The organism is Photobacterium sp. SKA34, from assembly GCF_000153325.1.
Lineage (GTDB): Bacteria > Pseudomonadota > Gammaproteobacteria > Enterobacterales > Vibrionaceae > Photobacterium.
Genome location: NZ_CH724141.1, coordinates 1,095,268 through 1,109,422 on the forward strand (window position 1 = coordinate 1,095,268; position 14,155 = coordinate 1,109,422).

Annotated in this window: 12 protein-coding genes, 1 tRNA gene and 1 pseudogene; 6 read left to right on the forward strand and 8 right to left on the reverse strand. The window is 39.1% G+C overall.

Features of this window, described 5'->3' with window-relative positions; translation table 11 throughout:
- The first annotated feature begins 129 nt into the window (after positions 1–129).
- The 3 genes from SKA34_RS06340 to SKA34_RS06350 all read left to right on the forward strand — a co-directional run bounded on the left by SKA34_RS06340 (position 130) and on the right by SKA34_RS06350 (position 2,647).
- Positions 130–804: a response regulator transcription factor gene (locus SKA34_RS06340; RefSeq protein WP_005363705.1), complete on the forward strand. Its 675-nt coding sequence runs from the start codon at positions 130–132 to the stop codon at positions 802–804.
- 2 nt (positions 805–806) lie between these two features.
- Positions 807–2,078 carry a HAMP domain-containing sensor histidine kinase gene (locus SKA34_RS06345; RefSeq protein ID WP_006644669.1) on the forward strand — a complete coding sequence of 424 codons (1,272 nt, stop codon included), beginning with the start codon at positions 807–809 and terminating at the stop codon, positions 2,076–2,078.
- Positions 2,079–2,571: 493 nt separating this feature from the next.
- A tRNA-Asn gene (locus SKA34_RS06350) sits at positions 2,572–2,647 on the forward strand.
- Positions 2,648–2,820: 173 nt separating this feature from the next.
- Here the strand turns inward: SKA34_RS06350 and SKA34_RS06355 are convergent.
- Entirely contained in the window at positions 2,821–3,189 is a 369-nt protein-coding gene (locus SKA34_RS06355) for a hypothetical protein (RefSeq protein ID WP_157044453.1), read from the reverse strand.
- A gap of 61 nt (positions 3,190–3,250) precedes the next feature.
- Here SKA34_RS06355 and SKA34_RS06365 point away from each other — a divergent pair.
- Positions 3,251–4,428, forward strand: a protein-coding gene (locus tag SKA34_RS06365; protein WP_086004105.1) for an IS3 family transposase whose coding sequence is annotated in 2 segments (ribosomal slippage) — positions 3,251–3,509 and positions 3,509–4,428 — 1,179 coding nt in all. Because the reading frame shifts where the segments join, the coding sequence is not laid out codon by codon here.
- On the opposite strand, the gene SKA34_RS06370 is transcribed toward SKA34_RS06365, so the two are convergent.
- The 7 genes from SKA34_RS06370 to cyoA all read right to left on the reverse strand — a co-directional run bounded on the left by SKA34_RS06370 (position 4,421) and on the right by cyoA (position 12,678).
- The gene (locus tag SKA34_RS06370; protein ID WP_006644671.1) at positions 4,421–5,530 is read right to left on the reverse strand and encodes an S-type pyocin domain-containing protein; all 1,110 of its coding nucleotides are present in this window, start codon (positions 5,528–5,530) and stop codon (positions 4,421–4,423) included. The two genes, SKA34_RS06365 and SKA34_RS06370, sit on opposite strands and share 8 nt — an antisense overlap.
- Positions 5,531–5,711: 181 nt before the next feature.
- Positions 5,712–7,031: an ISNCY family transposase gene (locus tag SKA34_RS06375; protein ID WP_083784328.1), complete on the reverse strand. Its 1,320-nt coding sequence runs from the start codon at positions 7,029–7,031 to the stop codon at positions 5,712–5,714.
- Positions 7,032–7,230: 199 nt separating this feature from the next.
- Positions 7,231–8,550 (reverse strand): ISNCY family transposase, encoded by a 1,320-nt coding sequence (locus SKA34_RS06380; protein ID WP_083784328.1) that lies wholly within the window; start codon positions 8,548–8,550, stop codon positions 7,231–7,233.
- A 306-nt stretch (positions 8,551–8,856) separates the two neighbouring features.
- Complete coding sequence (cyoD, locus tag SKA34_RS06385; protein ID WP_006644672.1) at positions 8,857–9,168, reverse strand: cytochrome o ubiquinol oxidase subunit IV; 312 nt, start codon at positions 9,166–9,168, stop codon at positions 8,857–8,859.
- Positions 9,169–9,765 (reverse strand): cytochrome o ubiquinol oxidase subunit III, encoded by a 597-nt coding sequence (gene cyoC, locus SKA34_RS06390; RefSeq protein ID WP_006644673.1) that lies wholly within the window; start codon positions 9,763–9,765, stop codon positions 9,169–9,171.
- Positions 9,755–11,791, reverse strand: coding sequence for a cytochrome o ubiquinol oxidase subunit I (cyoB, locus tag SKA34_RS06395; RefSeq protein ID WP_006644674.1), 2,037 nt, complete (start codon positions 11,789–11,791; stop codon positions 9,755–9,757). Before cyoB ends, cyoC begins: the two co-directional genes overlap by 11 nt.
- Before the next feature lie 5 nt (positions 11,792–11,796).
- Positions 11,797–12,678 (reverse strand): ubiquinol oxidase subunit II, encoded by an 882-nt coding sequence (gene cyoA / locus SKA34_RS06400; RefSeq protein WP_083784345.1) that lies wholly within the window; start codon positions 12,676–12,678, stop codon positions 11,797–11,799.
- A 585-nt stretch (positions 12,679–13,263) separates the two neighbouring features.
- On the opposite strand from cyoA, the gene SKA34_RS06405 reads away from it, so the two are divergent.
- The gene (locus SKA34_RS06405; protein ID WP_006644676.1) at positions 13,264–13,857 is read left to right on the forward strand and encodes an SCO family protein; all 594 of its coding nucleotides are present in this window, start codon (positions 13,264–13,266) and stop codon (positions 13,855–13,857) included.
- Between the two features lie 85 nt (positions 13,858–13,942).
- Positions 13,943–14,074: pseudogene (locus SKA34_RS23140) on the forward strand (IS6 family transposase); the annotation flags it as partial.
- Positions 14,075–14,155: the final 81 nt, after the last annotated feature.

Genomic DNA, 14,155 nt, shown 5'->3' on the forward strand with positions numbered 1-14,155 from the left:
AAAAAGTGGAATTAGCGCAAACCAAGTATTTTGTATGAATTATTATCAAGCTCAATGTGAAAAAAATGTGATTGACATTTTTTTCACGTAAAATCTGGAAGCTAGGTACTGTATTGAGGTGAGCACTAGATGAAGAAAATTTTACTCGTAGAGGACAACCGTGAGATAGCAGGAATAATTTTCGACTTTTTTGAAAGTTTAGGAATGGAGCTTGATTTCGCCGATAATGGCGAACTTGGTCTACAGCTGGCGATGAAAAATAACTTCGATATTATTTTGCTAGATTTAATGCTGCCAAGAATGGATGGTTTAACGGTCTGTAATCGATTAAGAGATGCTGGAAACAATACGCCAGTCCTAATGCTTACTGCACTTGATAACAAATCGGATATGCTAGATGGCTATAAACATGGAGCCGACGATTACATGACCAAACCATTTGACTTGGATATTTTGGAGGCGAGAATGAATGCCTTGGTGAAACGTTATCATGGCACTGTTTCCCATACAGTACTCAAGTTTGGTGCTCTAAAAATCAATCAGAAAACTCGCCAAGCATATCGAGAAGAGAAACTATTGGCTCTTAACCCAACCACTTATACTATTCTAGAACTGCTGTGCTCTAAAGCGCCTGAAATCGTCACTCGTCAAGAAATTGCAGAGAAATTATGGCAAGAGAATGAGCCAAGCAATGACGTACTGCGAAGCCACATTTATCAGTTGAGAAATCAGCTCGATAAGCCTTTTTCTTCCCCCATGCTCACTACTATCCCTAAAGTAGGATTTAGATTAGAGGAAAAATAAGGATGATCTTTCGCTTATTTGGTAATTCCAGAACCTTAACTGGGCGGTTGGCTACTTTTTTTACTCTTGTCGCATTAGCCATAGGACTGATGACATTCATTATCTTCATCTTTGCTCTGCAATGGTCCGAAGACAGGGCTGGTGAGCGCATGTTGCTCGTTGACAGAGATGAGGCAGTTTATCGCTTTACTCAAGGGGAAACAGGCATAATACAAATTGACTGGCTTACCAAAGCATATAATAGCTATGCAGAAGTTCCACAACCTTTTCGCGACTTTGTTAAAACCAAGGAATATTTTCTCGATGAAGTCGCCTTCGACTCTCTTCCATCAGAGTATATGGTTTATGTGGGGCACTATTATGTGAAAGGTAAAAAAACACCTCTGGTTTTGATCGCACAAATCGATAAGATAGAATTTGGCTTTAAGGAGCTCATCTATGCGGCATCGGTGGTGCTACTTATTATTTTAAGCTTAATTGCTCTATTTGGTATTGTACTCAGGAGGCTTTCTCAAAAGCTTATCTCACCTCTAAACGATATTCACCTTCAATTGGAGCAACACGGAACAGATATAGGAATACCATTCACTATGTCTCCTGAAGCTGCTGAAGAGTTCCAAACGCTCACAAACAAGATGAATAGCTATCGTGAAGAAGTCCGCTCACTACTGAAACGAGAGCAAGCATTTTCGCGCTACGCAAGCCACGAGTTGAGAACCCCACTAACGATTGTAAAAGGGTCAACCAAACTACTGTCTCGCAGAGACGTAGATGAATTTCAACAGCGACAAATAGCTCGACTGAATGAAGCTTCAATGCAGATGGAAACCATGATTGACACGCTTTTAAGCTTGGTGCGTTACGAGAAAAGTGAAGATCTTGCACCTGAACGCGAGTTCAATAAGCAAGAGCTCGAAAAGATCATCGAACAAAACTCAGCTCAAGCGTTGGAAAAGAATTTACAGATTGATTTGCAGGTGGAATCCAACCCAACTGTTCGCGCAGCGCCACCTGTCATGAATATGTTGATTGGCAATATTTTGCGAAACGCTATCGCGGCAACAGAAAAAAAAGGCAAAATTAAGATCATACAGGACTCTCTTCAGTTGGCGATTTTTGACCAAGGGCATGGGTTAACCTCAACGTCTAGTAGCGACGGACATGGTTTAGGCTTATTAATTGTTGATGATCTTTGTCGGCGCTATCAATGGCAATTTTCCTTAAGTAATAACCCTGACGGAGGTTGTGTGGCCAAGATACAATTCATCAAATAGCAACTGATTTTAAATCAAGCAATGCAAATTACGTTTTTCCGTACTCACTCCAATTTGTCTTTTGATGTCACTAAGCCACTCGGTAGCTGTCAGGCATACCAAGCTTCGTAAATCGATTTAATTTTGATGCCGTTATTAATTCATGAAAGCCCTCAATAATTTGGAGGCACTTTGATTGGGTGGCAAGGTAGGGAAGATGTATTTAGTTGTGGGGATTTGGATTAGATATTTTAGGTTAAAACTCTATTGGAGGTTTTGTTTTTAGTGTTATTTATGTGTAAAAAGTACACATGAATTGGTGACCAAAATGCGACCATAAGTGGTCTAACAACTTAAAATCAGAATAAACATCATACAATTGTGTATTTCATAAAGCACTGAAATTAAACATATATATTATTAATCTTCTATTCTATGTAATTAAATTACGGGTGGGTTTAAGTCTTCCAAGCTGATGATGCGGGTTCGATTCCCGCTGCCTGCTCCAAACAATTCCTCCTTAGTTCAGTTGGTAGAACGGCGGACTGTTAATCCGTATGTCGCTGGTTCAAGTCCAGCAGGAGGAGCCAAATAGAAAAGCCCGCAAGAAATTGCGGGCTTTTTTACGTCTGTAAAAAATCACTTAAAAATACTCGGTGACCAAAATAGTGACCAACATTTTTCGCAAGCGTTTAGGCTATTCACGCCGTAAACGATAAGTTAATGACTTTGTAAAGGAGATAAGCGAGATCTTTTATGACTACTAAGGGTAGGTTGGGATAGGTTTGAATATTAGAAACGGTTTATCACTGTATATATTTGTACAAATATCCTTCTCGTTATTTGTCTCAATATGGATATATCCTTCTGTAGCGACGACAGGCCTGCGTATTGAGTCTGAAAATTTTTGAGCAACCGAACGATGCCCATGTTGAGCGGCTTTACAAGCAGCCAATATAAAAGGTTCTTCATGCCTTTCATTGAAACCATCTAAACCAGTTATTTTATTCGCTACAAGAGTAGGCTCGAAAGGCTTCCCTTTAATAAATAGTTTTTCCCCATCAGAATGCATAAATAAAGCAACAGCTCCTTCATTTGGTGAATGATAACCTTTGACCGGGTGTAGTGGCATAGTGAATTTGGTCACTTAGTTAGAGGTGATATCATCACTTCATACGTTAACAGGTGACACTATGACAAATCGTACAAGACGACTATTCAGCGCAGAATTCAAGCTCGAGGCTTCACAGTTAGTGATTGATCAAAATTACTCAGTGGCAGAAGCCGCCCAAGCCATGAATGTGGGTAAATCCACGATGGATAAATGGGTTCGTCAGCTTAAACAAGAACGACAAGGCAAAACGCCAAAAGCTTCGCCTATGACCCCTGAGCAAATAGAAATTCGGGAATTAAAAAAGAAGTTAGCTCGTCTTGAAGAGCATAATGAAATATTAAAAAAAGCCACGGCTCTGTTGATGTCGGACTCACTGAACAATTCTTGATGATCAAGAAACTCAAGCAGAGCTATAGCGTAAAAACATTATGCGAAGTCTTCAATGTTCATCGAAGTAGTTATAACTATTGGCTAAAGCGTCCAACAGCGATTAGGGCGGAAACAGTCAAACTTCGCAGCTTAGTTAGTGAGGCCCACGCAGCAAGCAACGCCTCTGCGGGAGCGAGGACTATTGCAGATATAGTCACAAATCAGGGTTTAAAACTGAGCCGATACCGAGCAACAAAACTCATGAGAGAGCTTGGTTTAGTCAGTTGCCAACAGCCAAAGCATCGATACAGAAAGGCTTCTCAAGAACATGTTGAGGTTCCAAATCACTTGGGCCGACAGTTTGCTGTTACCGCCCCAAATGAAGTTTGGGTTGGTGATGTTACGTATATTTGGACAGGAAATCGCTGGATGTATTTAGCGGTTGTTATTGATCTTTTTGCCCGCAAAGTGATTGGTTGGTCGATGTCTTTATCACCTGATTCCAGTCTGACAGGCAAAGCTCTTTCAATGGCTTATGAGTCGCGTGGTAAGCCGAAAGGCGTCATGTTCCACAGCGATCAAGGTAGCCACTATACAAGTCGAAAGTACCGTCAATTACTGTGGCGTTTTAAGATAAAACAGAGTTTATCTCGCCGAGGAAATTGCTGGGATAATGCACCAATGGAGCGTTTCTTTAGAAGCTTAAAGACCGAATGGGTGCCAACAGTGGGTTATCGTAGTTTTGCTGAAGCTCAACAAGAGATCATCCGCTACATTATCGGGTATTACTGTCAACTCAGGCCGCATCAATATAATGGCGGCCTAACTCCCAACGAATCAGAACGATTATATTGGGAAAACTCTAAAACCGTGGCCAATTTTAGTTGACCACTACAGGGTTTAAGTCGGAGGTGCCTACATTTCTAACCCATATAAAGTCAGCCTCATGATCACTGGATAGAGCCTCACTAATGTGGATATCTACTCTATTTTTTAATGCGCCCGCCCTCATGTTTTCTCCTTGACCAGTAACAACGCCTGATTCATTAAGAGCGGTTATCTTAAAGACCAGATACAGAGGCTCAACCCCTGAATCTTCTGGGAACACAAGAATTCTATCTTGCCAATCACTCTCAGCAGGCATCGGTAATACAGTCGATGAGTTACTAACCGCATCACTGAGTGGATTTACCCAAATATCACCGAATGACACACCATCATTTTGAGAGGGCGTTGTATAGGGCACTTGGTTTCCAGTCTCGTCTGGTGACCAATATATCGTAGGGCCACCTTCTTCTAATATGACTGAATATTGACCTTTTGCATTCTTATCCACATACCGTACTTGTATTCTGTCGTGACCATCGCCAACATGAAAAGCTCTGACTGTAGGGTAAACATCATCATCGTCAGGGTCTATTATCTGAACACGAATACGGCTTTTCACTTCTCGCATTTGCCTTAATTCTTCTTCTGTATGCTGCGTATCATCAGGAAACTGCAAGGCTTTAAACAGCATTAAAGAGAAATTAATAACAGGTGAGGTTTCAACAAAAAAGCGTAAGTTATCGAGTGATTTATCCTTAAACTTACCCGCAACCTGATTCAGTGCGCGTGCCGCTTTATCATTATTTGATTGGTTTTGTGTTCCTGCGGTCATCGTCGCACTACTAGAAATGACTGGAAGTGGTATAGCAAGAGGCATTGCCTCTGCTGAACTTATAAATAGTCCCCAAAGATTAAAACTATTTTTAATCGATTCCTTTTTTTGGCAAGCATCGGTATTGCCAGAAGGTTGTGAGCACGATTTAGCGAAAACTTTATCAAACTTTGCCTTATTTAAGTTATCCGAAATAAGCGATGGTGATGGTTCTTCTGTACTACAAAGCTTTGGTATTCTTTCTTCTGCTTGAACTTCTACTGGAGGGGGATTTTTAATTTTTGCATATTTAACATTAGGTTTTGCGCTAACTTCGGTTGCTTTCCACATAGTCTTATCCTTGAATTATTCCAAGAGGATAATACGAAAATAAAATGTGCAATAATTGGCTCTATTTAACTTAATCGATCTAAAACGATCCGATACTGTAAACCAATTGTTGCAACCATTTAGAAATGTCACACGGTTCTCCAAGTTAGAAATGTCACTTTTTCTAAGTGACAGAAATTTGTTATTTCGCTTGGTCATACATCACGGGATTTATTCGCGACTGTCTACGTTGTTCTTGTCGTCTTGGTGTATCTGAACGACTACGCTCTCTTAAACCTTCTGATTCCAATCGTTCTTGCTCTACCATCGCTAATCTCAAAACAGCGTCTAAACGCTTATTTTCAACTATCTCTCCCTGATTTATTCGCTCCAATTTATCAAAAATACTGTAACCTAATGATTGACCTAAATGCTTAATATCTATTTGACCGTCAGGGTAATCATGTATCATGATATTTCTACCCACAAGGTTTTCATTTTCTGAATTTTTTTCAAGTAAATACATGACTTTGTCATACTGTAGCGTTAGTGATTTAGTTACTTTTCGCGAAGTTTGCCAGGAGAAAATATCGTATAACTCTTTCGGGGTTTCGTAGATAGGTCTGTGCACATTCAATTGACGTTTAGCTGGTTTAGCAAAGCGCCTGTTATAGTTATCTATAAAACCTGATAACCACTCGTTTGCTTCTTCTATCCCATTAATCCCTGCTAGCCTCATCTCTTTAACTAGACGGTCTTGAAGCGTTAAATTAGCGCGTTCTACGCGCCCTTTAGCTTGTGGAGTATTGGCACAAATTAGCTCAATGTTTAATTCTTTTAGTGCGCGACCATATTGAGTCAGTTTATTGCGGTCTTCGTTGCTAGCATGGTTAACACGGAAAACACCGTGTTTATCCGTGTAGAGCGCGACAGGCTTACCATGCTGTTGTATATACTGCTTAGTCGCAGCCATATATGAAAACGTCGACTCAGAATCACAAAAATATAAATGCATGATGGCGCTTGTTGCGTCATCAATAAAAACAAGCAATGTACATTTATCGGCTCGGCCTTCGAACCAGTCGTGGGGGGAACCATCAAGCTGAATAAGTTCGCCTATACAATCTCTTCTCGCTCTCGGTTGATAAATCTTACGTCTTTTCTTAACCTTTGGTTTCCAAAGTTTTACCGAAACCATCCATTTTCTGATGGTTTCAGTAGAGAGTCTAATATCATGAATTTCAGCTAATTTTTCTGCGGCTAGCGTAGGACCAAAATCGAAGTAATGAGTCTGAATTAAATCAATAACTTGTTTTTTCAATGATGCATTGAATTGACGATTACTTGGCTTAGTTCGCTTTTTTGAAATTAAACCATTAGCCCCGAACTGTCGGTATTGATTAACCAATCTTTGAATATGCCTACGGCTTAAGTTCAGGATTTTAGAAGCATCAATTTGTCTAATACGCTTATCACAAACGTTTTGTATTGTTTCGAGTTTCTGAAGCTCTTTTGTGCTCATCGTGAGTAACATTCCAGCACCGTAGGCTGATTCTTCCATAGGAAGAATCATACACCTAATGTGACATTTCTAAGTTGGAGGAATGTGACATTTTAAAGTAGGGCTGACAGATACTGTAAACCAATTGTTGCAACCATTTAGAAATGTCACACGGTTCTCCAAGTTAGAAATGTCACTTTTTCTAAGTGACAGAAATTTGTTATTTCGCTTGGTCATACATCACGGGATTTATTCGCGACTGTCTACGTTGTTCTTGTCGTCTTGGTGTATCTGAACGACTACGCTCTCTTAAACCTTCTGATTCCAATCGTTCTTGCTCTACCATCGCTAATCTCAAAACAGCGTCTAAACGCTTATTTTCAACTATCTCTCCCTGATTTATTCGCTCCAATTTATCAAAAATACTGTAACCTAATGATTGACCTAAATGCTTAATATCTATTTGACCGTCAGGGTAATCATGTATCATGATATTTCTACCCACAAGGTTTTCATTTTCTGAATTTTTTTCAAGTAAATACATGACTTTGTCATACTGTAGCGTTAGTGATTTAGTTACTTTTCGCGAAGTTTGCCAGGAGAAAATATCGTATAACTCTTTCGGGGTTTCGTAGATAGGTCTGTGCACATTCAATTGACGTTTAGCTGGTTTAGCAAAGCGCCTGTTATAGTTATCTATAAAACCTGATAACCACTCGTTTGCTTCTTCTATCCCATTAATCCCTGCTAGCCTCATCTCTTTAACTAGACGGTCTTGAAGCGTTAAATTAGCGCGTTCTACGCGCCCTTTAGCTTGTGGAGTATTGGCACAAATTAGCTCAATGTTTAATTCTTTTAGTGCGCGACCATATTGAGTCAGTTTATTGCGGTCTTCGTTGCTAGCATGGTTAACACGGAAAACACCGTGTTTATCCGTGTAGAGCGCGACAGGCTTACCATGCTGTTGTATATACTGCTTAGTCGCAGCCATATATGAAAACGTCGACTCAGAATCACAAAAATATAAATGCATGATGGCGCTTGTTGCGTCATCAATAAAAACAAGCAATGTACATTTATCGGCTCGGCCTTCGAACCAGTCGTGGGGGGAACCATCAAGCTGAATAAGTTCGCCTATACAATCTCTTCTCGCTCTCGGTTGATAAATCTTACGTCTTTTCTTAACCTTTGGTTTCCAAAGTTTTACCGAAACCATCCATTTTCTGATGGTTTCAGTAGAGAGTCTAATATCATGAATTTCAGCTAATTTTTCTGCGGCTAGCGTAGGACCAAAATCGAAGTAATGAGTCTGAATTAAATCAATAACTTGTTTTTTCAATGATGCATTGAATTGACGATTACTTGGCTTAGTTCGCTTTTTTGAAATTAAACCATTAGCCCCGAACTGTCGGTATTGATTAACCAATCTTTGAATATGCCTACGGCTTAAGTTCAGGATTTTAGAAGCATCAATTTGTCTAATACGCTTATCACAAACGTTTTGTATTGTTTCGAGTTTCTGAAGCTCTTTTGTGCTCATCGTGAGTAACATTCCAGCACCGTAGGCTGATTCTTCCATAGGAAGAATCATACACCTAATGTGACATTTCTAAGTTGGAGGAATGTGACATTTTAAAGTAGGGCTGACAGATACTGTAAACCAATATAGTAATGTCAATTTTTACCAACTTAGAGATGTCATATATTGCTATAGTTGGCGGTGTTTTCCGCCAACTATAGATCGCTGTGACATGTTACTTTCAATGAGTCCAAAAGAATTAAAACAGGTTGCCGAAAATAACGCCCAGTTTAGTGATAGACAGATAATTTTTCGGCATCCCCAAACCTAGAGTTTCATATTAACGTTCATGTTGTAGATGATCCAAACCGAGCCTGCAATAAGGATCAACACAACAATCGAAGTAAACATAAGGGACACAATATTCCATTTACCCTCAGATGATTTTGCTTCCATATGTAAGAAATACTTAAAATGCACAAATATCTGCACAATTGCACAACCTAATAAAACAGCATAAGTTGTTGCTTCAGTGAATATTTTCGCCCACACACAATAAAATGGGATCACGGTTATAATCAGTGACGCGATAAACCCTTTCACATAGTCAGAGGTATTTACTTCTAATTGCTGATCCATTTACATAACCCCCATTAGGTAAACAATGGTAAATACGCAAATCCATACAATGTCGAGGAAATGCCAAAATAAGCTTAAACATTGAAAACGCATCGACATGTTTTCTGTTAAACCTTTCGATGAAAGTTGCTGATAACAGACCACCATCCAAATTAAACCAAACGTTACGTGTAACCCATGAGTCCCAACCAAAGTAAAGAACGCTGATAAAAAAGCACTTCCCTGTGGACCATTTCCATTTTCAATTAAATGATGAAACTCATAAAGTTCCATGCAGATAAAGCTCAGACCAAGCAAGAAAGTGACTTGTAGCCAACGTTTAAACACTGTTATTTTATTTCGTTTCATTGAAATCATGCCAAAACCAAACGTAATACTGCTAAATAACAGCAACATGGTTTCGACGAATACGAAAGGTAATTCAAAGATATCTTGACCTGTTGGTCCTGCAATTGAACTACTTTCAAGCACAGCGTAAGTGGCAAATAGTGTTGCAAACAACACACAGTCACTCATTAGGTAAATCCAAAAGCCGAACAGCTTAATACCTGTCGTATCATGATGAGTATGCTCGTGAATAATTCCATTAGCCTGCATACGTCACCTCTAGATCGTCATTTTCGTTATTACCATTTACTGTCTTATTCTTCGCTTGTTCGTATTGCTCGCGACGCTTCGATTCAATGGCTTTTATTTCCTCCACTTCAACGTAATAGTCCAAATCTTCGTTGTAACTATGTTGAATACATATCACGACAATACCAACAAAGCTTGCCACCGCTAGCCACCAGATATACCAAATCATTGAAAAACCAAATACGAGAGCCAAAGTAGATATGTAAATACCTGTTGGTGTATTTTTCGGCATGTGAATGCGCTCATATTCCCGCTCTTTTGTTGGATCAAACTCACCACGTTGCTTTTGGTACCAAAATGCATCAATTTCGTCGCCTTTTGGTAAGTGAGCGAAGTTATAAAACGGTGGTGGTGAAGACGTTGACCATTCAAAAGTTCGCGCTCCCCAAGGGTCCCCCGTTAGATCTAAGTTGTGCTTACGGTCGCGAATACTGGCCCAAATCTGAATAAACTGACAAGCAATCCCCATTGCAATGACAACTGTACCTGCAGCGGCAACGGTTAACAGAGGGAAATATTCAGGGTTAATATTTTGGCTAAGTCGGCGAGTCATTCCCATAAAGCCCAATGCATACAGAGGTAAAAATGCCATTAAAAATCCAACGATCCAGCATACAAATGCACGTTTTCCCCAAGTTTCATTCATGGTGAAACCCGTTGCTTTCGGGAACCAATAAGTGATCCCAGCAAAACAGCCGAACACAACACCACCAATGATCACGTTATGGAAATGCGCTATCAGAAATACTGAATTATGAAGGACAAAGTCCGCACCAGGCATAGCCATTAACACTCCAGTCATTCCTCCCACTGAAAATGTGATAAGAAAACCCACAGTCCACATCATTGGCGTCGCAAAACGAATCCGTCCTTTATACATAGTGAATAACCAGTTGAAAATCTTCACACCTGTTGGAATGGATATAATCATGGTCGCAATGCCAAAGAAAGCATTAACATTGGCACCTGAACCCATGGTAAAGAAGTGATGTAACCAAACAACAAACGCTAGAATTGTAATGGCAATGGTTGCCCACACCAGAGAGGTATAACCAAATAATTTTTTACGTGAAAACGTTGCTGTCACTTCAGAGAACACACCAAAAAGTGGCAAAATAAGAATATATACTTCAGGATGCCCCCATGCCCAAATCAGGTTAACGTACATCATTACATTACCACCAAGATCGTTGGTGAAAAAATGCATGCCGACATATCGATCTAGAGTAAGAAGTGCAATTGTGACGGTTAAAATTGGAAATGAAATAATAATTAAAATATTGGCACAAAGAGATGCCCATGTGAAAACTGGCATTTTCATCATAGGCATAGATGGTGTGCGCATACGAAGAATCGTGGCGAAAAAGTTCACTCCTGTCAGTGTTGTGCCCACTCCAGAGATCTGTAATGCCCATATCCAGTAATCAACCCCCACACCGGGACTCGCTTTAATACCTGATAATGGTGGGTAAGCAAGCCAACCTGTTCGACCAAACTCACCTAAACCCAACGACATATTCGTTAAAATGATACCGACAACGAATAACCAAAAACTTAGATTATTTAAGTAAGGGAATGCCACATCTCGTGCACCAATTTGTAGCGGCACCACGATATTCATCAAACCTATAACCATTGGCATAGCAACGAAAAAAATCATTATTACACCATGGGCTGTAAAAATTTGATCATAATGGTGTGGGGGCAAATATCCCGCTTCACCAGCAGATGAAAGTAGTTGCTGACTACGCATCATAACCGCATCAGTAAATCCACGAACAAGCATCACCATTGCAACAGCAATATACATAAAACCAATTTTTTTATGGTCTACTGAGGTAAACCATTCATTCCATAAATATTGCCATTTACCAGCCTTGGTCACAGCGGTGATAAGAGAGATACCACCAATCGCGATCAGCGTTAAAGTAACAACAATAATTGGTTCGTGATAAGGGATTGAATCAAGCGTTAATCTTCCAAACATAACGATTATCCTAAAGTTTCAGGCAAACAGTTCATTGAGCCGGGATGCTGGGTCACAACATCATTAAACAAAAAGGGTGGGACACTAGAAAATGACTCGGCCGGATCTCCCACACTTGGCGATGCAATAGCGCGAAATTGTTCCCAGTCTTCAATACGATTAGGACTCATTTTGACCTGTTGTACCCAGCTAGAAAATGCATGACGATTTTCCAAAGACGTCGCAGTAAACTTCATTTCTGAAAAGCCTTTACCGCTATAACTAGAACCAAAACCTTTAAAATCTCCACGATGGTTGGCGATTAAATTTAACTTCGTCACCATCCCAGGCATAGCGTAGATCTGAGAGCCCAACTGGGGAATGAAAAAGGCATTCATGATGTTGTCTGATGTCAGTTTGAACTGCACTGGCACATTTTTTGGAAACACCACGTAATTAACCGTCGCTATGTCTTGCTCTGGATAAATAAATAACCATTTCCAATCAAGTGATACCACTTCAATAGTGATTGGTTTAGCATCACTTGCAATAGGCTTAGAAGGTTCTAATTCATGGGTTGAGCGCCAAGTGATAGTGGCAAGAATCGCAATGATAATGATGGGTATCGTCCATACCACCACCTCGATCTTGGTTGAATGAGACCAATCAGGTGCATACTCTTCATCCGTATTGCTTTCTCGATAACGATAAGCAAAATAGATTGTCATTAAGATCACAGGGATCACTACAATCAGCATCAGTAAAAGTGCTTTAATAATCAGCTCTTTCTCCTGAACACCAATACTACCTTTAGGGTCAAGTAGCGCAAATTGACAACCATTGAGTATGAGTGTGGTTAACACCACACAAATTCTGGATGCGATGCGCCTATATTTTAAAACTTCCATTCACTTTCTCGATAATTACTAACAACAAAAAAATGTTGAAGGACAGTAGACATTAGAATATTTTTTAATTGAGCATATGTGGCAATAACTAATAACAACGTAGAATATGAAAATAAAAGTTAGAACCAAATACAAAGATAACAACCTTGTTTCAATTGATTATATGTTGTTACATTTGAAGTAGTATGAGCATTAAATAACCAAACCTCACCGCCTAGCAATGGAATCTAATTTTTTATTTTTTGTTTTTACACTCTAAATTATTGAAAATGTTTTGATTGAAAAAACACAAGTTAAATATAAATAGTTATTATTTAACAATGCATTAGGTTGAGGTTTGTTCTTGTATTAAATTTGATTTAAAGACTTTTTATGCCGCTTAGCTCAAAGCATTAAATTGCATAAAGCGTGAGCGATATCATAGTTATTATTTCACATACTTTTTACAAGGTATATTTCGCAACAAAATGTCTTCATATTAGGCAGGTCTGTTTTTGATTAAGAACTAGTCGACACTCAATAAACATAAAAGATAAGACTTTCTTATATATTATGTTTAATCAAAATGTATTTAAAAGGAATTATATGCGTCGATATTGGTCAATATTTCTAATATTCTCTATCGTTTTTAGTTTTGGAATTTACACTTACACCTTTGAACACACTGAAGCTAAAAATCCACAAATTATTATTCAAAAAAAGCCCATCTTATTTGGTAGTAAAAATAAACCCGTAAATATATTTGATATTAGTGATAAACGTATTCGCATTTTATATTTTGGTTTCACACGATGTCCTGATATATGCCCAACATCATTGGCTATGTTGGCCGGGGCGTTAAATAAAATTAATAACAAACAACAAGCGAAAATTCGTCCAATATTTATTTCTCTTGATCCAGAGCGTGATAGTGCAGATCATACGGCACAATATGCCCAATACTTTAATCCAATGATTGAAGGACTTGCTGCGCCACTTGATGTTATTACTCCTCTTGCAAATAAATATGGCGTGATATTTCGTAAAGTGAAGTTGGAAAATTCAGCACTAAAATATACTGTTGACCATAACTCATATTTTTATTTTGTTAAGCCCGACGGTACTTTAATCACCAAAGTACCGCATACATTGACGCCAAGACCGATTATTGAAGCGATCGAAAAGTTAACAGCAACCTAAATTACGGACTCTTATCTTGGGCTAGTTGCAAAAAATTTAGCCAAGATTTAACCACGAATTTAATTAGAAACACTTTGCTCCTGAGATCATCCTTTGGTGCCTTCGTTGATATGGTTCGACACCAATGAGCTACTCAAATCTCAGTGATATGCTGGTTGAGCGCGGGATTTTAGTGAATCGCTTGACCATTTATCGCTGGTTCATTGAATATTCCCCCTCTAACTAGATTTGCCACAAAACCAATAAATCCTCCAAGAAACAACCCTTGCCCGTGTGGAAGTGAATGAAAATTTAAAAA